The organism is Halodurantibacterium flavum (assembly GCF_042681825.1).
Lineage (GTDB): Bacteria > Pseudomonadota > Alphaproteobacteria > Rhodobacterales > Rhodobacteraceae > Halodurantibacterium > Halodurantibacterium flavum.
The window spans coordinates 335111-355431 of sequence record NZ_JBHUGH010000001.1 but is presented as its reverse complement, the minus strand read 5'-3'; the positions used below and the strand labels follow the sequence as shown (position 1 = coordinate 355431).

19 protein-coding genes are annotated in these 20321 nt (G+C 66.1%); 4 read left to right on the top strand and 15 right to left on the bottom strand.

The annotated features are described in order from the left end of the window. Positions 1 to 16 precede the first annotated feature (16 nt). From ACFSGJ_RS01570 to adh, 3 genes are all read left to right on the top strand, one after another. Positions 17 to 1087 (top strand): ABC transporter substrate-binding protein, encoded by a 1071-nt coding sequence (locus tag ACFSGJ_RS01570; RefSeq protein WP_390258908.1) that lies wholly within the window; start codon positions 17 to 19, stop codon positions 1085 to 1087. A gap of 411 nt (positions 1088 to 1498) precedes the next feature. Further along, positions 1499 to 2476: a GAF domain-containing protein gene (locus ACFSGJ_RS01565; protein WP_390258907.1), complete on the top strand. Its 978-nt coding sequence runs from the start codon at positions 1499 to 1501 to the stop codon at positions 2474 to 2476. 103 nt (positions 2477 to 2579) lie between these two features. Beyond that, positions 2580 to 4100 carry an aldehyde dehydrogenase gene (gene adh, locus ACFSGJ_RS01560; RefSeq protein ID WP_390258905.1) on the top strand — a complete coding sequence of 507 codons (1521 nt, stop codon included), beginning with the start codon at positions 2580 to 2582 and terminating at the stop codon, positions 4098 to 4100. Positions 4101 to 4363: 263 nt separating this feature from the next. Here the strand turns inward: adh and ACFSGJ_RS01555 are convergent, their stop codons facing one another. Further along, positions 4364 to 4669, bottom strand: coding sequence for a putative quinol monooxygenase (locus ACFSGJ_RS01555; protein WP_390258903.1), 306 nt, complete (start codon positions 4667 to 4669; stop codon positions 4364 to 4366). Between the two features lie 45 nt (positions 4670 to 4714). Between ACFSGJ_RS01555 and ACFSGJ_RS01550 the strand changes: the two genes are divergently transcribed. Beyond that, positions 4715 to 5005 carry a serine hydrolase family protein gene (locus tag ACFSGJ_RS01550; RefSeq protein WP_390258901.1) on the top strand — a complete coding sequence of 97 codons (291 nt, stop codon included), beginning with the start codon at positions 4715 to 4717 and terminating at the stop codon, positions 5003 to 5005. Between the two features lie 128 nt (positions 5006 to 5133). On the opposite strand, the gene ACFSGJ_RS01545 is transcribed toward ACFSGJ_RS01550, so the two are convergent. The 14 genes from ACFSGJ_RS01545 to ACFSGJ_RS01480 form a co-directional block, all read right to left on the bottom strand. Beyond that, complete coding sequence (locus ACFSGJ_RS01545) at positions 5134 to 5772, bottom strand: 5'-methylthioadenosine/S-adenosylhomocysteine nucleosidase (protein ID WP_390258899.1); 639 nt, start codon at positions 5770 to 5772, stop codon at positions 5134 to 5136. A gap of 68 nt (positions 5773 to 5840) precedes the next feature. Beyond that, positions 5841 to 6533 carry a phosphate regulon transcriptional regulator PhoB gene (phoB, locus tag ACFSGJ_RS01540; RefSeq protein ID WP_390258898.1) on the bottom strand — a complete coding sequence of 231 codons (693 nt, stop codon included), beginning with the start codon at positions 6531 to 6533 and terminating at the stop codon, positions 5841 to 5843. Then, entirely contained in the window at positions 6533 to 7246 is a 714-nt protein-coding gene (gene phoU, locus ACFSGJ_RS01535; RefSeq protein WP_390258896.1) for a phosphate signaling complex protein PhoU, read from the bottom strand. Before phoU ends, phoB begins: the two co-directional genes overlap by 1 nt. A gap of 9 nt (positions 7247 to 7255) precedes the next feature. Beyond that, entirely contained in the window at positions 7256 to 8053 is a 798-nt protein-coding gene (gene pstB, locus ACFSGJ_RS01530) for a phosphate ABC transporter ATP-binding protein PstB (RefSeq protein ID WP_390258893.1), read from the bottom strand. 13 nt (positions 8054 to 8066) lie between these two features. Further along, complete coding sequence (gene pstA, locus ACFSGJ_RS01525; protein WP_390258891.1) at positions 8067 to 9416, bottom strand: phosphate ABC transporter permease PstA; 1350 nt, start codon at positions 9414 to 9416, stop codon at positions 8067 to 8069. Beyond that, positions 9413 to 10870, bottom strand: a complete 1458-nt coding sequence (pstC, locus tag ACFSGJ_RS01520) for a phosphate ABC transporter permease subunit PstC (protein WP_390258890.1) — start codon at positions 10868 to 10870, stop codon at positions 9413 to 9415. The genes pstA and pstC overlap by 4 nt, the downstream gene beginning before the upstream one ends. Positions 10871 to 10958: 88 nt before the next feature. Next, positions 10959 to 11969, bottom strand: coding sequence for a substrate-binding domain-containing protein (locus tag ACFSGJ_RS01515; RefSeq protein ID WP_390258888.1), 1011 nt, complete (start codon positions 11967 to 11969; stop codon positions 10959 to 10961). 331 nt (positions 11970 to 12300) lie between these two features. Then, positions 12301 to 13536 carry an organoarsenical effux MFS transporter ArsJ gene (gene arsJ, locus ACFSGJ_RS01510; RefSeq protein ID WP_390258887.1) on the bottom strand — a complete coding sequence of 412 codons (1236 nt, stop codon included), beginning with the start codon at positions 13534 to 13536 and terminating at the stop codon, positions 12301 to 12303. Then, positions 13533 to 14546 (bottom strand): ArsJ-associated glyceraldehyde-3-phosphate dehydrogenase, encoded by a 1014-nt coding sequence (locus tag ACFSGJ_RS01505; RefSeq protein ID WP_390258885.1) that lies wholly within the window; start codon positions 14544 to 14546, stop codon positions 13533 to 13535. Before ACFSGJ_RS01505 ends, arsJ begins: the two co-directional genes overlap by 4 nt. A 50-nt stretch (positions 14547 to 14596) precedes the next feature. Further along, complete coding sequence (locus ACFSGJ_RS01500; RefSeq protein ID WP_390258883.1) at positions 14597 to 15433, bottom strand: metalloregulator ArsR/SmtB family transcription factor; 837 nt, start codon at positions 15431 to 15433, stop codon at positions 14597 to 14599. Positions 15434 to 15514: 81 nt separating this feature from the next. Continuing rightward, positions 15515 to 16474 carry a hypothetical protein gene (locus tag ACFSGJ_RS01495; RefSeq protein ID WP_390258881.1) on the bottom strand — a complete coding sequence of 320 codons (960 nt, stop codon included), beginning with the start codon at positions 16472 to 16474 and terminating at the stop codon, positions 15515 to 15517. Positions 16475 to 16524: 50 nt separating this feature from the next. Continuing rightward, positions 16525 to 17346 carry an NUDIX domain-containing protein gene (locus ACFSGJ_RS01490; protein WP_390258880.1) on the bottom strand — a complete coding sequence of 274 codons (822 nt, stop codon included), beginning with the start codon at positions 17344 to 17346 and terminating at the stop codon, positions 16525 to 16527. A gap of 56 nt (positions 17347 to 17402) precedes the next feature. Continuing rightward, a complete protein-coding gene (locus ACFSGJ_RS01485; protein ID WP_390258877.1) occupies positions 17403 to 18476 on the bottom strand; it encodes an ABC transporter ATP-binding protein in 1074 nt (357 codons plus the stop codon). A 3-nt stretch (positions 18477 to 18479) separates the two neighbouring features. Then, entirely contained in the window at positions 18480 to 20261 is a 1782-nt protein-coding gene (locus tag ACFSGJ_RS01480) for an ABC transporter permease (protein ID WP_390258875.1), read from the bottom strand. Positions 20262 to 20321 lie beyond the last annotated feature (60 nt).

Here is a 20321-nt window from a genome sequence, read left to right as displayed (position 1 = left end):
GAGGGAGGACAACGTGATGACCAGATTCTCGATCGCTGCCCCGGCGCTTGGCCGCCGGACACTGTTGCAGGGGGGCGTCGCCGCCGCCTTGCTGGCCGGTCTGCCCGCCGGCCGGTTGTTGGCACAGGACGCCGAGTTGCCCGAAGCCGTTCTCGCCTTGATCGAGCCAGCCATGGCCGAACCCCAAGCGGTGATGTTCGGCCTGTCGATCCCGGCCGATCGTGCCACCGCGTTCAAGGAAGCGCTGGACGGCTTCTATGGCTTTCCGCTGAACGTGGAGTTCCAGGGCGGTCTTGGCCCGCAGAAGGCGGCCGAGGTGGCGCAACTGGCCAGTCGGGGCGTGCCGGCGGGGGTGGATTGCTTCTATGCCGGCGAGGGCACCACGATCTTTCTGCGCGGCGCCGGCGCGGTTGAAACCGACGGCTGGGCTGTCGAACTTGGCATTCCGCCGGAACGGCTGGTCGATGCCTCTGCGGTCAAGATCATCGACAGTTCGCTGCCGCTGATGTCCTATAATCAGGATCTGGTGGACCCCGCCGATCTGCCGACCTCGTGGGAGGATCTGCTCGATCCGAGGTGGACCGGCCGGATCACCATGCCAAGGCTGCCGGGCGGCGCCTTCTTCTACAATACCCACTCGGTGGGCGAAGACGTGATGACCCGGGTGCTGGAAGGCATCATGACCCAGAATGTGATCTGGGTCCCGCGCACGCCCGACGCGGCCACGCGCCTCCTGAGCGGCGAAGCCGCACTTGCGATCGGCGTGGACATTGAATCGCAGGTCGTCCGCGGTGCGCCACTGGCCTATGTGCCGATCCAGCCGATGTATATGGCGCCGTGGCTGACCAATATGGTCAAGGGCACCCGAAGCCCCAATCTGGTCAAGCTGTTCGCCTATTTCGTCTCGACGGATACCGGTCAGGCGGCCTTGAACGCCGCGACGGGCTATTCGACGGTGGACCTGCCCGGGTCGACCAAGGCCGCGCTGCTGGCGCAGTACAACCCGACCTATGTCCCGCAGGAGTGGATCGCCGAAAATTACGAGCGGCTGGTAACAAAATACTCGGGTATCATGGGCTTGCGCTGACAGACGCGCCGAGGGCAGCTGTCGACCGGACGATCGCGAGACCGGGATCCTGGGCTCGGCGAGGTGGTTCTGAGCTTTCCGCTCGCGCTGTTTTCGGCGCGCGGCACGAGTCTGGCGTGGCGCGCTGACAGGCCGCCGGGCGCGGGCGCTCGTTCAAGGGGCAGGATTGGACGGGATCAGTAAATTCTCTGGGAGGCGACGCCTGCCGAAACGGCGCCCTTCTCGCTGCCCGTGATGGCAGGGGAAACAGGATACGCTGGAACATCACTGGTTACGGGTAGGGCGGCGGAGGGGAAGAACGTGCTTTTCCGACCTGCGGTATTGCCGTGCTGCCGCCACCATCGCCCCGCCAAGGCCGGGCTGGATTTCCCGTCTCGTCTGGCATAGCCTGCGATCAGGGAGATCTCGTTCATGCACCCAGCGAAGGCCCATGTCGAGCGGGTTCTGGCTGCCGTCCTGTCCCCTCGGGGACCGGCGATGTCGCCTCTGGTTGCGTCCTGGAGCAGGTCGGTCAAGTTGCACGGGCTCGATCCCGCACAGACCAAAGCGCCTGTCCGGCTGGACGATGGCGCCTTGCGGGACCGGCGGGAGGCGCAGGATCTGTTGCGGCACATCGCCGGACGACGTCTCGACGATCTCTTTGGAATGGTTGGTGGGTCGGGCTGTGCCGCGCTCCTGTGCGACGCCGACGGAATCGCGCTGGAGCGGCGCTGCCGCGCTTCGGATCGGGCGGTGTTCGAGAGCTGGGGTCTTTGCGCGGGTGCCGACTGGTCGGAAGCGCAGCAAGGGACGAACGGAATTGGCACCTGCCTGACCGAACGGCGGCGGGTGATCATTGACCGGGATGAACATTTCATGGCGCGCAACACCGCCATGAGCTGTATCGACGCACCGATCTTCGGGGCCGAGGGGCAGCTTCTGGGCGCGCTGGACGTTTCCTCCGCAAGGTCCGACCAGACCGAGGGCATCAACCGCCTGATTGCCGCCATGGTCGCCCAAACCGCCCGCAATATCGAGGCCGAGCATTTCCGGATGGTGTTCCCAGCGGCACGCATCCTGCAGCTGGGCCATGAGGGAGAGGATACCGTGTCGCTGCTGGCAGTCGATGCCGACGATCTGGTGATCGGGGCGACGCGCGGGGCACGCAGGGCGCTCGGGCTTGTTGCAGTCGGCCCCTTGACCCCGGTGCCGGCGGCCGATCTTCTTGGGCAGGAGGGCATGGGGGGCTTTCACGCGGCCCAGCGTTCGGCCCTGATCCAGGCGCTTACCCGCGCGCAGGGCAATGTCTCCAAGGCCGCGCGGGGGCTCGGCATCGGGCGTGCGACGCTCTATCGGCAGATGAAGCGCCTGGGTCTGGACAAATCCGCGGCGGAATTGTCTCGGCGTTGAGACAGTCTTGCGCGGCAAATGTCCTGCCCCGGCTGACAGGCGCATCGTCAACGCCCATCCTTTATTGACTTCGGGGGAGGCCGGAGCAACGGAGGAGATCAGAATGAACCAGATCAGCCAAGCGGATTTCCGCACCCAATCGCCTTTCAAGGCGCGCTATGACAACTTCATCGGTGGTAAATTCGTCGCGCCGGTGGCAGGGCGCTACATGGACAACATCACGCCGATCACCGGGCAGAAGGTGTGTGAGGTGCCACGCTCCGACGCAGCCGATATCGACCTGGCGCTGGACGCGGCACATGCCGCCAAAGACGCCTGGGGCAAGACCTCGGCGGCAGAACGCTCGAACATCCTGCTGAAGATCGCCGATCGCATGGAGGAAAACCTCGCCCTGATCGCCGCGGCCGAGACATGGGACAACGGCAAGCCGATCCGCGAGACGACGGCCGCCGATATACCGCTCGCGATTGACCACTTCCGCTATTTCGCAGGCACGCTGCGGGCGCAGGAAGGCACCATGTCGGAGATCGACAATGACACGGTCGCCTATCACTTCCATGAACCGCTGGGTGTCGTCGGGCAGATCATCCCCTGGAACTTCTCGATCCTGATGGCCGCGTGGAAGATCGCCCCGGCACTGGCAGCGGGCAACTGCATCGTGCTCAAGCCCGCCGAACAGACCCCGGCTGCCATTCTGGTGCTGATGGAGGTGATCTCGGACCTGCTGCCGGCCGGCACGCTGAACATCGTCAACGGCATCGGGGCCGAAGCAGGTGATGCGCTGGCGCGGTCCACCCGCATCGCCAAGATCGCCTTTACCGGTTCGACCGCGACGGGCCGCAAGATCATGGAAGCGGCGACGGTCAATCTGATCCCCGTCACGCTGGAACTGGGGGGCAAATCGCCCAACATCTTCTTCTCGGATGTCATGGCGCAGGATGATGCTTTTCTGGACAAGGCGGTAGAAGGCTTCGTGCTCTTCGCCTTCAATCAGGGAGAGGTCTGCACCTGTCCCTCGCGCGCGCTGATCCAGGAAGACATCTATGAGGAATTCATCACGCGCTGCATCGCGCGGGTGAAGGCCATCCAGCAGGGTGACCCGCGCGATCTTGCCACGATGGTGGGCGCGCAGGCATCCAAGCAGCAGCATGACAAGATCATGTCCTATTTCACCATCGGGGTGGAAGAAGGGGCAGAAGTGCTGACCGGCGGCAAGGCCAGACAACTGGATGGCGAACTTTCCGGCGGCTATTACATCGAGCCGACGATCCTGAAGGGCCATAACAAGATGCGCGTCTTTCAGGAAGAAATCTTTGGTCCCGTTGTGTCGGTGACGACCTTCCGCGATGAGGAAGAGGCACTGGCGATTGCCAATGACACCATGTATGGCCTTGGGGCGGGGGTCTGGACCCGCGACGGCACACGTGCCTATCGTTTCGGCCGCGCAATAGAGGCCGGTCGCGTCTGGGTGAACAACTACCATGCCTATCCGGCACATGCGGCCTTCGGCGGCTACAAGCAGTCAGGCATCGGACGCGAGACCCACAAGATGATGCTCGATCACTACCAGCAGACCAAGAACATGCTGGTCAGCTACAACCCCAACAAACTCGGCTTTTTCTGAGCCGGAGGATGAAAACGTCGCACCGCCCCGACGGGGCGGTGCTTGCGGTTTTGCGCGGGCGTCGTCACCGCAACACCGGTCGCCCGCGCGGATGGCCGCGTCCCGAAAACGGCGATCAGGCTGAACTGCCCTGATCCGCCACACCACCACCGCCTTTCGTGCCCCGCATCGCCAGGATGAGCGACGCCTCAGCCTGTCACCGCCGGAGAGGCAGCGAGGCCTGCCCTAAGGCCGCCGGGAAGGCGAAAGCTGCCGTCGGACACTCAATCGACCCCCACACCTTCATAGTCGCGCGGAATACCTGCCGTTGCGGTCCACCACGAGGATGCGCGCGTTCGTTGCTGGTGGAACGCGAGGGCCTCCATGTCGACGAAGCGTTCCTCCACATGCCAGATCAGAGGGTCCTCGGACTGGACCACACTGAACGAAATGCAACCCGCTTCGGCTCTGGTGAGGCGGATATGCTGCGGAAGATGGGTGCGCACGGCCTCGATGTCGCATGCCGATCTGCAGATGAGGCGTCCGGTAAGACGCACAGGCCCGGCAGTCGTCTTCACCTTGTCAGTCATTCGGCGATACCTTCCGCAGTGTCCCTGCTGCCATGGGCGGGGACAGTGACCCGACATGGGCAGCAGGACAAGACCCCCGGCGACATATGGATGGAAGCGGATCAGGTGGCGGATGAACTGCTCCGCGTCAGCCTGCCCGCGGACTGGATCATCGGCGACAAGACCGGCGCCGGCGGCCACGGCTCGCGCTCGATCATCGCCGTGATCCGCCCCCCGCATGACACACCCTGGCTGGCGGCGGCCGACCTGACCGGCGATGATGCGGACATGGCCACGCGCAACCGGACGATCGCCCGCATCGGGGCGGCAATCGTTAGCGAGATCGCGGCACGTTAGGGCCGATGACTTTTCACCGGGCTTCCAGGAGCCCTGCCTGGATCGCGGGTTCCGCCTCAGACTTCGGCGCGGGATGGCGGACCGGCTCGGCACGACCGCATCGGAGGGGGATGTCCGCAGCCGTTATGTTACTTGCGCGCCAATGCAGGCTCCCAGCCAGCCGCCAGCACCTCGGCCAGTTGGTCGCAGGCATGCGCGAGGTTCCGGTCCACAAGCGGCAGCAGCGCCGTCCAGTCGTCGATCCGGCGCAGCTCGGCGGCACCGTCGGAAACACCCCGCAGCGCGATCAGCGGCAGGCCAAAGCCCATGCAGGCCCGCAAGAGCGCATAGGTCTCCATATCCACCATATCGGCATTTATGCGGCCATAGGCGGCGCCCGAGACGATATTGCCACCGGTCGACAGCGTCGCAGACGGAACGTTCTCAAGCGGACAAGGCAGGTCAAGTTCGGCCGGAAGGCCCAGGAACGGCGTTTCGCCCACCGCGAAGCCGAGCGGCGACGCGTCCATGTCACGATACCCGACGCGCGAGACCTGATAGACCTCCCCTTGCGTCAGTCGTGCAGATCCTGCCGACCCGAGCGACACGACAAGATCCGGCAGATGCCGCATCTGCGCCAAGGCGCGGGTCAGGGCCACCGCCGCTTCGACCGGGCCGATGCCGGTGATCAGCGGGTTGATGCGTGCGCGCAGCTCCGGCCCGTATTCCGCGCGGGCCGCCATGACGAAAAGCACAGACCGTCCGCCGAAATCCATCACCTCTGTCATGCCGCCCCCGTTTCACCCCCCGAAACAGCCATGCACGGGGCGGCGGCAGGCGTCAACGCGATGCGCGATCAGCCGAGCGCGTAGCCTGCGCCGCGCACCGTCCGGATCGGGTCCTCGCCGCCATGCTGCATCAGCGCCTTGCGCAGCCGCCCGATATGGACATCGACGGTGCGGGTATCGACATAGATGTCCCGTCCCCAGACCCGGTCGAGCAGTTGCTCCCGACTCCAGACACGGCCGGGTTTCTCCATGAAGGTCGAAAGCAGGCGGAACTCGGTCGGGCCGAGCTTCAGAAGCGCGCCGCCGCGGTGGACCTTGTGCGTCTCGCCATCCAGCGTGATATCCTCGAACTGCAGCACCTGCCCGCTGGAGGCCGGGCGCGCGCGCCGCAGGTTCGCCCGCAGACGCGCCATAAGCTCGGTCATCGAATAGGGTTTGATGACATAGTCGTCGGCACCGGTTTCCAGCCCGCGGACCCGGTCCTCTTCCTCGGTCCGGGCCGAGATCATGATGACCGGAATGTTGCGCGTCGCCATGCGGGATTTCAACTGGCGGCAGACCTCGATGCCCGACAGGCGCGGCAGCATCCAGTCCAGAAGGATGATGTCGGGCCCCTGCTCGTTCACGGCCAAAAGCGCCTCCTCGCCATCGGCGGCGCTGATCGTGCGAAAGCCCTCGGCCTCCAGGTTATAGGTCAGGATGGCACGCTGGGCGGGTTCGTCATCGACGACGAGCACCATGGGGACTTCGCTTGGCGACATCACTGCACCTCGGTGGTGTAGGGCGTCTGATCGCCCTTGGGCCGCGCCTCACCGGGCATCTGCCCGGTCACGAGATAGACCACCTGTTCCGCGATCGAGGTGATGTGGTCGCCCATCCGCTCGATGTTCTTCGCGATGAAATGCAGGTGCATGCAGGCGGTGATGTTGCGCGGGTCTTCCATCATATGGGTCAGGAATTCGCGGAACAGCGCGTTGTACATCTGGTCCACTTCCTGGTCCCGCGCCCGCACATCGGTCGCAAGCTCGGCATCGCGCTGGATATAGGCGTCGAGCGCGTCCTTGAGCATCAGTTCGACCGCCTTGGCCATGCGCCGGATGCTGCCCGCAGCCCCTGCGACCTGCGGCATCTGGCCGAGCGCGGTGGTGCGCTTGCCCATGTTCTTGGCATAGTCGCCGATCCGCTCCAGGTTGCCCGCGATCTTCATCACGGTCAGAACCGTGCGCAGGTCGGTCGTGTTCGGGCCGCGCAGGGCGATGATGCGCGCGACCTCTTCGTTGACCTGCTGTTCCAGCGCGTCGATGGCCGCGTCGTTCGCCCGGACCATCGCCGCCAGCTCGTCGTCACGGGTCTCGAGCGCCTGGCTCGCATCGAGGATGGCGCGTTCGACGAGACCGCCCATCTTCATGATCATCGCCTGCACCGCTTCCAGATCGCGGTCGAAGGCCGACAGGATATGTTTGTCCGACGCCATGCTCGCTCCTTAACCGATCCGGCCCGAGATGTAGCTCTCGGTGCGCGGGTCCACGGGGTTGGTGAAGATCTGCCCGGTCTCGCCGTATTCGACGAGATTGCCGAGATGGAAGAACGCCGTCCGCTGGCTGACCCGTGCCGCCTGCTGCATCGAGTGCGTCACGATCACCACCGAAAACTGGCTGCGCAATTCGTCGATCAGTTCCTCGACCTGCGCGGTCGCGATCGGGTCGAGCGCCGAACAGGGCTCGTCCATCAGCAGCACCTCGGGCTTGGTCGCAATCGCCCGCGCGATGCAGAGCCGCTGTTGCTGGCCGCCCGAAAGGCCCGTGCCGGGCTGGGCCAGGCGGTCCTTGACCTCGTTCCAGATAGCGGCGCGGCGCAGGCTGCTCTCGACGATCTCGTCCAGTTCGGCCTTGTTGCGCGACAGGCCGTGGATGCGCGGGCCATAGGCTACGTTGTCATAGATCGACTTGGGGAAGGGGTTCGGTTTCTGGAACACCATCCCCACCCGGGCGCGCAGCTGCACCGGATCTACGCGGGCATCATAGATGTCCTGCCCGTCGAGGCGGATATCGCCCTCGATCCGCGCACCGGCGATCGTGTCGTTCATCCGGTTCAGCACGCGCAGAAAGGTGGACTTGCCGCAGCCGGAAGGGCCGATGAAGGCGGTGACCATCTTGTCGCGGATGTCGATTTCCACATCCTTGATCGCATGGGTGGCGCCGTAATAGACCTGCACGCCGCGGGCCGAGATCTTGATCTCGTGATCGTCCACTTGTCTCTCCACAATTCGCATGTCGTTCATGGCGGGCTCCATCCTACCAGCGCCGTTCAAAGCGGCGGCGCAAGACCACGGCAAGGGCGTTCAGGGCGATCAGGACCACCAGAAGCACGATGATAGCGCCCGAGGCCCGTTCGACGAAGGCCGGATCGGACCGCTGGGTCCAGTTGTAGACCTGCACCGGCAGGGCCGAGGCGGGGTCGAAAAGCCCCTCGGGCGGGGCGCCGGGATAGCTGCGCACAAAGGCCACCATCCCGATCAGCAGCAGGGGCGCGGTTTCGCCAAGCGCCTGCGCGATGCCGATGATCGTCCCGGTCAGGATGCCCGGCGCGGCAAGCGGCAGCACATGGTGAAAGACCGCCTGCATCTTGGATGCCCCGACCCCCAGCGCCGCATCGCGGATCGAGGGCGGCACCGCCCGCAGGCTGGCGCGGGTCGCGATGATGATCGTGGGCAGTGTCATCAGCGTCAGCACCAGGCCGCCGACGATGGGCGCCGATTGTGGCAGGCCGGCAAAGTTGATGAAGATCGCAAGGCCGAGGATACCGAAGACGATGGACGGCACGGCGGCGAGGTTGGAGATATTGACCTCGATGATATCGACCCAGCGGTTCTTGGGCGCGAATTCCTCCAGATAGATCGAGGCGGCGACGCCGATCGGCAGCGCCAGCGCCAGCACCACCAGCATCATGTAAAGCGAGCCGAGGATCGCGACGCCGAGCCCCGCCGCTTCGGGCCGCTGGTCCGAGGCATCGGGCAGCGTGAGAAAGCCCATGTTGAACCGCTGCACCAGAACGCCTTCGCCGATCAGGTAATCGGCAAGGCGCAGTTGCTCGGGGCTCACGTTGCTGTCGCGCTCGGCGCTCTGCATCGTGACGCGGCCCTTCATGTAGCCGTCGATGCGCCCGTTCGCGAGCACGTTGAATTCCACGGTCTGACCCAGCACATCCGGGTCGTTCAGCACATAATTGCGCAACTGCGCCGGTGCCTCGCGCGAGATGATGTTGCCCGCATCGGCTTCGGACAGACCCTCGATCGAGACGCCCATCGCCTCCATCTTGGCGGTCATCGCCTCGGCGATCAGGGGCGCATAGCCAAAGGTCGAAACCTGCTGCAGGCTTTCGCGCGACCGGTCACCCACAGGATCGAGCCGGTCGGCGGGAAGGGTGATTTCGAGCGTCACGAAGGCCTGGCGGAAGGCCGATGCGCCGTTGCCCACCACCGTGGTCAGCAGGACGACCAGCGCGGCGATACCGATGAGGATCGCGGTCAGCCCATAGGCCCGGAACCGTCTTTCGGCGGCGTTGCGGCGGCGCGTCCGGCTGTCGGGTTCAAGCAGCGACTTGGCCGGGCGATGCGCCGGGGAAGATGCGGTCGCGTCGGTCATTCGTACTGCTCCCGGTATTTGCGGACGATGTAAAGGGCAAGGATGTTGAGCGCGAGCGTGATGACGAAAAGCGTCAGGCCAAGCGCAAAGGCCACGAGCGTCTCGGGCGAGCCGAAATCGGTGTCGCCGGTCAACTGTCCCACGATCTTGACGGTGATGGTCGTCATCGCCTCGAACGGGTTCAGGTCCAGCCGCGCGGCCGCCCCTGCCCCAAGGACCACGATCATCGTCTCGCCAATGGCGCGCGAGGCTGCCAGCAGGATCGCACCGATGATACCCGGCAGCGCGGCCGGGACGATCACCTGGCGGATCGTTTCGGATTTCGTCGCGCCGAGGCCCAGCGAGCCGTCGCGCAGCGATTGCGGCACCGCGTTGATGATGTCGTCGGACAGCGAGGACACGAAGGGGATAAGCATGATGCCCATCACCAGACCCGCGGTCATCACCGAACTGCTGCTTTCGCCAAGGCCCATGGGGCGCGCGAAATAATCCCGCAGCAGGGGTCCGACCGTCACCAGCGCGAAAAGGCCGTAGACGATGGTCGGGATACCGGCAAGGATCTCGATCAGCGGCTTGGCGACGGACCGGAACCGGCGGCTTGCATATTCGGACATGTAGATCGCGGCAAAGAGCCCTACAGGCACCGCCACCAGAAGTGCGATGAAGCTGACATAGAGCGTACCCCACAGGAGCGGCAGCATCCCGAGCTGGCTGTTCCCCCGGAACTGCGGCGACCAGGTGAGGCCAAAGAGGAAATCCTGCCAGGGATACATCCGGAAGAATTCCATCGTCTCGAACACGAGCGAGGCGACAATCCCCGCCGTTGTCAGGATGGCGATGGTGGAAGCAAGGATCAGCAGCGCGAGGATACCGCGCTCCACCGCGTTGCGGGCGCGGAAGTCGCGGCCGACCCGGCGGATCGAAAATGCAAGGCCGCCCGCCGCAAGCCCCAGCACCACGACCGCCATCAGCATGTTGCCGGTTCCGGCGAGGTTGCGATAGGCGCGGGCGGTCTCGAGCACCTCGGGGCGCGCGGCGCCCGCCATGGGAACGCCCGCCTCATCGAGCGAGGTCCGGAGCGTTTCCACATCCACAGTCGAGGCAAGCCGCCCCTCGGCCAACCGGCCCGTGGCGACGGCGGCGTCGATCGCGCCGACCATGCGGCGCACATCGCTCATCACCAGGCCGCGGGTCGAATTTTCGGGGATTGCGCTGTCGGGGATGCGGCCGCCGATCGTGGACTGAATGACCATCGGCTGAAGCAGCAGCCAGCAGGCCAGCACCAGCAACGCCGGTACCGCCGTATAGATGAACACATTCGTCCCGTGATAGCCGGGCAGCGAATGCAGCACGCGGGTATCGCCGCCGGCCGAGCGCACGGCGCCCCTGCGTCCGACGACATAGCCCGCAGCCCCGAGGGCGAGGACGATCAGAACAATCCAGAAAACGGGCATTGGGGACGCTCGCGCAAGGGGAAACAGGGGCGGACCGGCCACCCTTCAGGCGGAAAGGGCGGGACGAACACCGTCCCGCCCAAGGGTCTTACATGGTCTCTTCGGCTTCGACAGCGGCCTGCGTCGCGGCAAGCTCGGGGTCGGAGACGAGGCCATACTGGGCCAGCGGGCCGTTCGGGCCGGCCATGTCGTCCGAGACGAAGAACTGCGCGAATTCCTTCAGGCCGGGGATCACACCGATATGCGCCTTTTTCACATAGATGAACAGCGGGCGCGACACCGGGTATTCGCCGGTCGAGATGGTTTCCACCGACGGCTCGATGTCGGACATGGTCGCGACCTGCAGACGGTTGGTGTTGTTCTCGTAGAAGGCCAGACCGAAGACGCCGATGGCTTCACGGTTGGAGTCGACGCGGGCCAGCGTCTCGGTGTAGTCGCCGTCGATATCGACAGCCACGCCATCGGTGCGGACCGCGGTGCAGCCGCCTTCGACACCGGCAGCGGCCAGCGCTTCTTCGGCGCCCGACGAACGGCAGCCGGCGTGCAGGACGCGCTCTTCGAACACTTCACGGGTGCCGTGACGGGTGCCCGGAATGAAGGCCAGGATGCGCTGCTCGGGCAGGTCCGCGTTCACTTCGTTCCAGGTGGTGTAGGGGTTTGCCACAACCTCGCCGTCGACGATCACCTGTGCGGCCATCGCGTTGAACCAGTCTTCGGGGGTGAAGGCAAAGGACGGACCGTTGATGTCCGACGCGAAAACGATGCCGTCATAACCGATGCGGATCTCGATGATCTCGGTCACGCCGTTCGCGGTGCATTCGGCCATCTCGTTGTCACGGATCGCGCGCGATGCGTTCGCGATATCGACCGTGTTTTCGCCGACGCCTTCGCAGAAGCGACGGAAGCCCGTGCCCGTACCGCCGGATTCGACGACGGGGGTCGCAAAGTCGAAGTTCTCGCCAAAGGCTTCGGCGACGATGGTCGCATAAGGCAGAACGGTCGAGGAACCGGCAACCTGAACCTGGTCGCGGGCAGCGGCGGCGGTCGCAGAGATCGCAGCGATCGCGACGGCCGAAGCGGTCAGTTTAAGCATCGACATATAAAGCTCCTAGCTATCAAGCCGACCGTCGGGGTGACGGCTGGGGGCTGTCTATCCGGCGATTGCGGCTCATATGTGACATGAATGTAAAACTATTATGACACGCCACGGCAGGCGCTGCCGGCGTACAGCGCTTTTAGACCATATTTTTCAGGAGCTTGTATGTGCGGCAAGGGCAAGGCCGATTTTTTTGCCAGGCTCTTTGCGAGGCTCAAGGTAACAGAAAGCACACCGGTACACGACAGATGCCGGGCCGATTCACCAAGGTCGGGAAAGGATCATCGCAGATTTGGATGTCGGTCTTGTGGCAACCGTCATCCGCCGGCCCCGCCTAGCGCAGCCGCCGGATCGAAAACCAGCTCAGCCCGGCCATCGCGCCCGCCGTCGCAAGACAGAGCGCAAGCCCCCCCGCCTGATAGCTGAGCCCGGACAGAAGCGTCCCGATCAGCCGCCCCGCCGCATTGGCCATGTAGTAGAAACCCACGTCCATCGTCACACGTTCCGCCCTTGAATAGTCGAGGATCAGGTAGGAATGGACCGAACTGTTCACGGCAAAGACAAAGCCGAAGAGCAGCAGTCCCGCGACCAGCGTGAGCGTCAGCCAGATCGCCGGCCCGCCCGAGGCAAGCGCCAGCGCCGCCAGCGCAAAGGGGATCGGCACCAGATATCCCGCCCAGCGGATCGCAGCGCCGGTATGATCGCCCGCGCCCCGCAGGATGCGGGGGGCCGCGCCCTGCACCGCGCCATAGGCGATGATCCAGGCGGCCATGAACCCACCGATCAGAAAGAACGCCGCCCGCCGGCTGTCCGGGGTCCCGTCCGACAGGACCGACTGGAAATAGACCGGGATGCCCACCACGAACCAGACATCGCGGGCGCCGAACAGGAACATCCGCGCCAGGCTCAGCCGGTTGATGCGGGCGTCGCGGGACCAGACCTGCGTGAATTTCGTGCCCTTCTTGCCGGTCGGAAGTCCCGGCGGCAGGAACAGCGCGACTGCGACAAGGATCGCCGCCAGCACCGCCGCCATCGCCCAGACGGCCGCGCCGAACCCCGCCAGCGCCAGAAGCGCCGCGCCCAGAAAGAACCCCGCGCCCTTGACCGCGTTCTTCGACCCGGTCAGCAGCGCCACCCAGCGAAAGAGCACCCCCTCGCCCGAGGGCGCCAAAAGCCGGACGGCGCTTTTCGATGACATCTTGGCAAGATCCTTGGCGACCCCGCTCGCACCCTGCACCGCCATCACAAAGACGACCGAGGCGCCCACCCCCCAGCCGGGATCAAGCTGCGCCAGCGCCGCCAGCGCCGCGATCTGCAGCATCAGCCCCGCATAAAGCGTCGAGGCCAGCCCGAACCGCGCCGCGATCCAGCCGGCCGACAGGTTGGTGACGATCCCCGCAGCCTCATAAAGCAGGAACAGCCATGCGAGTTGCAGCGGCGCAAAGCCGAGCGTGTTGAAATGCAAGAGCACCAGCATCCGCAGCGCGCCGTCGGACAGCATGAAGGCCCAATAGGCCGCCGTCACCGCCGCATAGGCGCGCAACGGGTTCGCGGGTGCCGCCACGGTCATGCCATCTGCCCCGCGACCATGCGGGCGATGTCGCCGACCCGGCAGGCATAGGCCCATTCATTGTCATACCAGGCATAGACCTTGACCTGCGTGCCGTTGACGACCAGCGTCGAGCCCGCATCAACGATGGCCGAACGCGGATCGTTCACGAAATCCGACGATACCAGCGGCCGCGTCTCATAGCCGAGAATACCCGCCAGCGGCCCCTCGGCCGCCGCCCGGAAGAGCGCATTGACCTCCTGAACCGTGGTTTCGCGCTCGACCTCGAACACGCAATCGGTGATCGAGGCATTGAGCAGCGGCACCCGCACCGCATGGCCGTTCAGCCGGCCCTTGAGTTCGGGATAGATCAGCGCGATGGCGCTGGCCGACCCGGTCGTCGTGGGGATCAGGTTCATCAGCGCCGACCGCGCGCGCCGCATGTCCTTGGCCGGGCGGTCGACGATCGTCTGGGTGTTCGTCACGTCATGGATCGTGGTGATCGAGCCGTGACGGATGCCAAGCGCGTCGTGGATCACCCGCACCACCGGCGCAAGGCAGTTCGTCGTGCAACTCGCCGCCGTCACCAGATCGTGGCGCGCGGGCTCGTAAAGGTCGTGGTTGATCCCGAAGACGAGGTTCAGCGCGTCGCCGTCCTTCACGGGGGCGGAAACCACGATCTTCTGCACGCCTTCCTGCCGGTAGGGGGCAAGTTTCGCCGCCGTCTTGTGGGCGCCGGTGCAGTCGATCACCAGATCGACGCCCATCTCGCGCAGCGGCAGCGCGGCGATGTCGCGTTCGCGCGTCAGGCGCATCCGGTGGCCGTTGATGGTCAGCCCCTCGGGGTCATGGTCGAACCGCGCCGGCCAGCGCCCGTGGACAGAGTCGAATTCCAGCAGCAGCGCGTGCTGCGCCGGATCGCCTTCGCTGTCGTTCAGCAGGACGATCTCACCCCCCGCCCCGGTCTCGATCAGGTCCCGCAGGACCAGCTTTCCCATCCGGCCAAGACCGTTGAGTGCAATGCGCGGCATCTTTCGTCCTTTCGTCTGCCAATGTCAGTCGGAACCGTCAGCCGGGCATGTCAGTCCTGACTGCGGCCGATATCGTCCAGCCGCCGCTGAAGCGACTGGCGGTCCAGCGCCTCGGCCGAAAGCGCGGTGAAGGCGCCGATCCGGCGGTTGAGCGCCTCGAAGGTCCGCGCAAAGGCAAGGCCCTTTTCCGCATCCGTTCCCGTGGCCTTGACCGGGTCGGGCAGGCCCCAATGGGCGGTCATCGGCTGGCCCGGCCAAGGGGCACATTCCTCATCGGCGGCGGCGTCGCAGACGGTAAAGACGAAATCCATCCGCGGTGCGTCCGGCCCCTCGAATTCCGAGACATGCTTGGACCTGAGCCCCGAGATGTCGAGCCCGTTGCGCCGCAGCACCTCGACCGCGAAGGGGTTGAGGCTGCTGCCCGGCCGCGTCCCTGCCGAATAGGCGCGGAACCGGCCCGCGCCGCGCTCGTTCAGGATCGCCTCGGCAAAGATCGACCGGGCGGAGTTGCCCGAGCAGATGAAAAGGACATTCCAGGTTTCTGTGCTTGTGTCGGTCATGACTGGGCCCTTGGGCTGAAGATGCGGCTGGCAGAGATCGGGCCGCCCCCGGCAACAGTCATTGGCCAGATACCCGATCAGGTCCGACGCGCGATCGAGTGCGACGGAATAGTGGATCGAGCGTCCCTCCCGCTCCGAACCGATCAGCCCCGCGGCTTCCAGATCCGAAAGATAATGCGACAGCGTGTTCGGGCGCAGCGAGAGGCTGGCCGCAATCTCGGTCGGGCGGACCGGCTGCGGCGCGTGACGCATCAACAGCCGGAAGACCGAAAGGCGGCCCGGATGACCAAGGGCAGTGAAAAGACGTGAGGCGGCTTCTGTTTCCATAATTCAGGAATACAGGAAATATAGCGCCGGGCAAGTGAACCTTTTGTGTCAGCCCGATGCGGCCCAGAGGCTACGCGTCGGCTACGCGTCGTCCGAACCCTCGTCGTCAGAGCTTTCGCCCTGGCCCGCCATGGCAAAAACCGGATCCACATTATCGGGCAATTTCGGCGGACGCCTGAAATAGGCCAGATCCTTCACCGTCAGTTCCCCCAGCGCGTTGAACCCCTTGCGCGCCGCCTCCTCCTGAAGCTCCAGCACGATGGCATGGGAATCCGGGCGGGCGAGCGCCGAAGGAAAGCGGAAGTAATGCATCAGGATCGGCGTGCGGTCGCTCGATACCGAGCTGTTGAAAAAGCGCGGAAGCCACTGAAAGCTGTGCCGCCCCTCCGCCATCACCAGCGCCAGCGCCGCCTGATCGGCATAGGGATGGCGCAGCCCCTTGGGCAGGTCCGACGAGAGGACCTGATCCGCAACATCCCGCCAGCGGGTCGCAAAATCGGTCTCGGTGTCGAACAGGACAGCGCCGGAATTGCAGACCGCGAAAAAAGTCTCGGCCCGACTGCTGAACTGCGGCTCGCGCGCGGCATATTCCGCCGGGTCGATCCCCAGACGTTCGGTCGCAAAGGCCTCGATGGCGCGCGCCCCCTTCCCCGCAAAGGCCTGCGCGCCAAAGATGGGCCGGGCCGAAAGCTGCGGCTCGCCCAGCTTCCAGGTCGCGAAATTGCGCATCATCAGCATGTCGCTGTCCAGAAACAGCGCATAGCGCGTCCGGAACGGCAGCGTCGCCGCGTCGATCTTGTTGCCGATCGGATAGGCGTGGCGCTTCATCAGGTCGGGCTCGAACACCTCGAACTGGACCCCCAGCGCGGCAAGAAGATCAAGCGTTTCGTCATCGGGGGGCGGCGTATCTTCGGGGATTGCGGCCCGCAGATGCAGGTAGGGCGACATGAAGCGCCGCAGCGACAGCGCAAGGAACCGCGCCCGAAGGCTCAGCGCGCCTTTCTGAACGACGAAGAAAACCGTGAGTTCGTGGGCGCGCATCGCTTACCTGCCGTGGGTTGTGCGGATGCTAGCCGCCGCATCGCGGCAATTCAAGCTTCGGCGCCCACACCCGGCGAACCAAAGACCCGGGGCCCAAGCGCGTCGGTATCCGGATCGTCGGGGTCGAGCCGTGCCACCAGATCCTGCAGCACCAGCCAGGAACTGAACTTGAAATGCCCCGGATCGGCCAGCATCGCGCGCAGGAAGCCAAGCGGCACCGCCTCGCTCTGCTCGATCTCGCCGTCATGGCACTGGGGCTGGAACCCCGGCGGCAGGTCGAGATGGTGGATCAGCAGCAGCTCCTGATGAAAGCCGCGGGCCGAGACATATTGCACGCTCATCCGTCCGGCCGCGCGCAGGCCCCGCATCTCTTCGGGGCGCAGCCCTGCCTCCTGCCAGCCCTCCTGCAGCGCGCAGTCGATGACGCTCTGGCCCGCCGCGCGGCCGCCCGCGACCAGCGTGTCCCAGCGCCCGGGATTTGCCGCCGCCTCATGGGACCGGAGCGAGAGCCACACCATCGGCCCCCCTTCGGCCAGGGTCAGCCCGTTGATATGCACCTTCTGCGCCCAGAACCCCATGATCCGCAGCGCGCTGCGGTCGATCCTGGCCAGTTCCGCCCCCTCGGGGCCGCGCGTCACCGGCATGACCTCTGCCCGGGGCGGCTCGATCAGCCCATGGCTGTACAGATCGTCGCGGATCTCCTCCAGCCGGGCGGTGGGGTCACCGGGGGCAAGCTCCAGCCGCAGGCCCGCCTCGCGCAGCAGACCCCGGGCACAGAGCGCGCCGGCGACCGGCACGGGCACCGCGCCAGGCGGGTCCTGCAGCCCGTCGAAATGAAGCGGGCGGAAGGCAGCAAGGGCTGGGTCGGTCATCTGGTTCATCGGTCCTCGGGGGTCTTGTGTAAAGGCGTCAGGGGCGGGGCGTTCTGTCAGGCGTTCTGCGGAAAGGCGACGGCGGCGCTGCCGTCGAAATGGATCTCGGCGGCGGAGCCCTCGGCCAGCCGTTCGGGCGCGATCAGCGCCAGTTCGGTCGCCCCGAGGCTCAGCGTGACGCGCCAGTGCCGCCCCTCGAACAGGCAGCGCCGCACCCGCCCCGAGAGCCGCGCCTGTCCCGGCAGACGGGGCGGCCCCAGCGCGACCGCACCCGGATGCAGCATCAGCGTCACCCCCTGCCCCGGTGCCCCGCGCCCGCCCGTCAGCGCGGTCTCGGGCAGATGCAGCACCTGCCCCGCCACCCCCAGCGCAAGCTCGCCCTCGGGCGCGCCGGGCAGAACCTCGGCCGGCATCCGCGTGTCGAACCCGGCCAGCGTCGCGATCCATTCCGACCGGGGCCGCGCGAACAGCGCCTCTGGCGTGCCGCTTTCCTCGATCCCGCCCGCCCGCATCACCACCAGCGTATCGGCAAAGGAACACGCCTCGAGCGGGTCATGGGTGACGTAAAGCACCGTCTTGCCGACGCGGGCGAAAAGCTCGGCAAATTCCATCCGCATATCCAGCCGCAACTGCACATCGAGGTTTGACAGCGGCTCGTCCAGCAGCAGAAGGTCCGGGTCGGTGGCCAGCGCGCGGGCAATCGCCACCCGCTGTTGCTGCCCGCCTGATATCTGCGACGGCAGCCGGTCCGCCAGCCGCGCGATCTGCATCTGGTCGAGCAGCGCTGCCACCCGCCGGTCGCGGTCGTGGCGGTTGAGGTGCCGCAGCCCATAGCCCACGATCTGCGCCACCCGCATGTGCGGCCAGAGCGCATAGTCCTGAAACACCATGTTGAGCCTGCGCTTGCGCGCCTCCAGCGCCCAGCCGGGGCCCGACAGTTCGGTCTCGTCCAGCGCGATCCGCCCGGCATCGGGCACGTCGAGCCCCGCAACCAGCCGCAACAGCGTGGACTTGCCGCAGCCCGAGGGGCCGACGATGCAGGCCACCTGCCCCTGCGGCACCTGCATCGAGACCGCGTTCAGCACCCTCTGCCCGGCGAAATTGCGTGTCAGCCCCTCGATCGTCAGCATGCTTCACCCTTTCCCGGCATCGGTCGGAATAAGCCGGCGCAGCAGCCGGCGCGAGGCCGCGCTGATCGCGGCGATGATCAGAACCGTCAGCCCGCCCGCCAGCAGGGTCGCGGCCGTCGCCGCACCGAACTGACCCTGCTCGAAGGCGCGGTTTACATAGACGGGCAGCACATCGAGGCGTGGCGGCCGCAGGATCGAGGTGATCGCAAGGTCGAACATGGCCGACCCGAAGGCCGTCAGCGTGGCCGAGACGAGCGCCGCCGCAACGAGCGGCACCACCACCGTCAGGATGCGCCGCGCAAGCCCCGCGCCCTGCAGCGCCGCCGCCTGCAGCATGGTCGCCGGCACCTGCGCCATCGCGCCCAAGAGCACCCGCACCGCGATCGGCACCGCGCCCGCGATCCCCGCCAGCACAAGGATGAACGGATGGCCGTAAAGCGACAGCCCCGCCCGGTCGACCAGCGGCGCGTTCCAGATGAAGATATAGCCGATCCCCAGCACCACGCCGGGCACGGCCAAGCTCAGCGTGCAGGTCAGGTCGATCAGCCGGTTGAGGCGAAAGCCCGAAAAGGTGACGACATAGGCCGCCGCCGCCGCGATGATCCCCGCCCCCACCGCCGCCTGCGCCGCGATCCACATGGACGATTGCAGCGCCCGCAGGAACGCCCCGCCGGTTTCCAGCACATAGGCGTAATGGCGCAGCGTCAGGTTGTCCGTGCCGATCCCCAGCGCGATGCGGTCGGTGAACGAGACGATGACGCTCGACCCGATGGGGATGACCAGCGCCAGCGTCAGCGCGGCCAGCGCCAGCACGTTCGGCAGCAGTGCGCGGTTCACCGGCCCCGTCCCGCCCATCCGCGCCTTGGCCCCCAGAAAGTCATAGCGTCGGCTGCGCAGCACGCGGAAATAGGCCACCACCGCGACCAGCATGATGGCGGTGACGTAAAAGGCCATGACCCCCGCCAGATCGAACCGGATCGGCGACTGGTTGATCGCCACATAGATCGCATAGGTCAGCGTGGGAAAGCGGTAGGTCGTCGCCAGCGCCGCGGGCAGGCCGAAATCGCCCAGCACGTCGATGAAGATCAGGACCGCCCCCGACAGCACGGCGGGCAGCACCATCGGCAGCCGCACGGACCAGAGCACCCGCAGCGGCCCCGCCCCGTTCAGCCGCGCGGCATGGATGAAGTCCTCCATCCGCCACTGCAGCGCCGCCGAGGTCGTGAGATAGGCAAAGGGAAAGGACTTGAGCGCCATCACCACCGCGAGCCCCCAGGGGTTGAACACCAGATCCGGCACAAAGCCGAGGCCGAACCACTGGTTCGCCAGCCCGCCCCGGCTTGCGAACAGGATCCAGCCCTGCGCCAGGATGAAGGATGGCAGGATGATGATCGCCCAGGCCGCGACGTCCAGCGCGGGCCCAAGGGCCAGCCGCCCGTTATGGCGCAGGATGGCCAGCCCCGCCCCCATCAGCCCGCCAAGAACCGCCGCCACCGTCGCAAGAAAAAGCGAGTTCCAGAGCGCGCGACGCCAGAGCGGCCGTTCGAGGATCTCCAGCAGTCCCCAAAGCCCAAAGCCGCGCAATTGCCCGGTAAAGGCCCCGGGCGCCACCGCCTGCACCAGCACCGCCCCCATCGGCGCCAGCACCAGAAGGCCCAGGGCCAGGATCACCGCAAGGCCCAGCCCGTCCTCGGCCGTGATCCGCAGACCTTTGCGGCGCCGTCCTGAAAAGGGCTGGCCCGAAAGCGGCGCGGGGGCGCCCTTGGCAAAACTCGCATCGGTCATGGGACACCTTTCGGGGACCGGGGAAGGACGGGCAGGCGGATCGTCGGAAACGGCGCATAC

Coding starts and splice junctions, on each gene's coding strand:
- ACFSGJ_RS01570 (WP_390258908.1), top strand. CDS start 17: ATGACCAGATTCTCGATCGCTGCCCCGGCGCTTGGCCGCCGGACACTG.
- ACFSGJ_RS01565 (WP_390258907.1), top strand. CDS start 1,499: ATGCACCCAGCGAAGGCCCATGTCGAGCGGGTTCTGGCTGCCGTCCTG.
- adh (WP_390258905.1), top strand. CDS start 2,580: ATGAACCAGATCAGCCAAGCGGATTTCCGCACCCAATCGCCTTTCAAG.
- ACFSGJ_RS01555 (WP_390258903.1), bottom strand. CDS start 4,669: ATGACTGACAAGGTGAAGACGACTGCCGGGCCTGTGCGTCTTACCGGA.
- ACFSGJ_RS01545 (WP_390258899.1), bottom strand. CDS start 5,772: ATGACAGAGGTGATGGATTTCGGCGGACGGTCTGTGCTTTTCGTCATG.
- phoB (WP_390258898.1), bottom strand. CDS start 6,533: ATGTCGCCAAGCGAAGTCCCCATGGTGCTCGTCGTCGATGACGAACCC.
- phoU (WP_390258896.1), bottom strand. CDS start 7,246: ATGGCGTCGGACAAACATATCCTGTCGGCCTTCGACCGCGATCTGGAA.
- pstB (WP_390258893.1), bottom strand. CDS start 8,053: ATGAACGACATGCGAATTGTGGAGAGACAAGTGGACGATCACGAGATC.
- pstA (WP_390258891.1), bottom strand. CDS start 9,416: ATGACCGACGCGACCGCATCTTCCCCGGCGCATCGCCCGGCCAAGTCG.
- pstC (WP_390258890.1), bottom strand. CDS start 10,870: ATGCCCGTTTTCTGGATTGTTCTGATCGTCCTCGCCCTCGGGGCTGCG.
- ACFSGJ_RS01515 (WP_390258888.1), bottom strand. CDS start 11,969: ATGTCGATGCTTAAACTGACCGCTTCGGCCGTCGCGATCGCTGCGATC.
- arsJ (WP_390258887.1), bottom strand. CDS start 13,536: ATGACCGTGGCGGCACCCGCGAACCCGTTGCGCGCCTATGCGGCGGTG.
- ACFSGJ_RS01505 (WP_390258885.1), bottom strand. CDS start 14,546: ATGCCGCGCATTGCACTCAACGGTCTTGGCCGGATGGGAAAGCTGGTC.
- ACFSGJ_RS01500 (WP_390258883.1), bottom strand. CDS start 15,433: ATGGAAACAGAAGCCGCCTCACGTCTTTTCACTGCCCTTGGTCATCCG.
- ACFSGJ_RS01495 (WP_390258881.1), bottom strand. CDS start 16,474: ATGCGCGCCCACGAACTCACGGTTTTCTTCGTCGTTCAGAAAGGCGCG.
- ACFSGJ_RS01490 (WP_390258880.1), bottom strand. CDS start 17,346: ATGACCGACCCAGCCCTTGCTGCCTTCCGCCCGCTTCATTTCGACGGG.
- ACFSGJ_RS01485 (WP_390258877.1), bottom strand. CDS start 18,476: ATGCTGACGATCGAGGGGCTGACACGCAATTTCGCCGGGCAGAGGGTG.
- ACFSGJ_RS01480 (WP_390258875.1), bottom strand. CDS start 20,261: ATGACCGATGCGAGTTTTGCCAAGGGCGCCCCCGCGCCGCTTTCGGGC.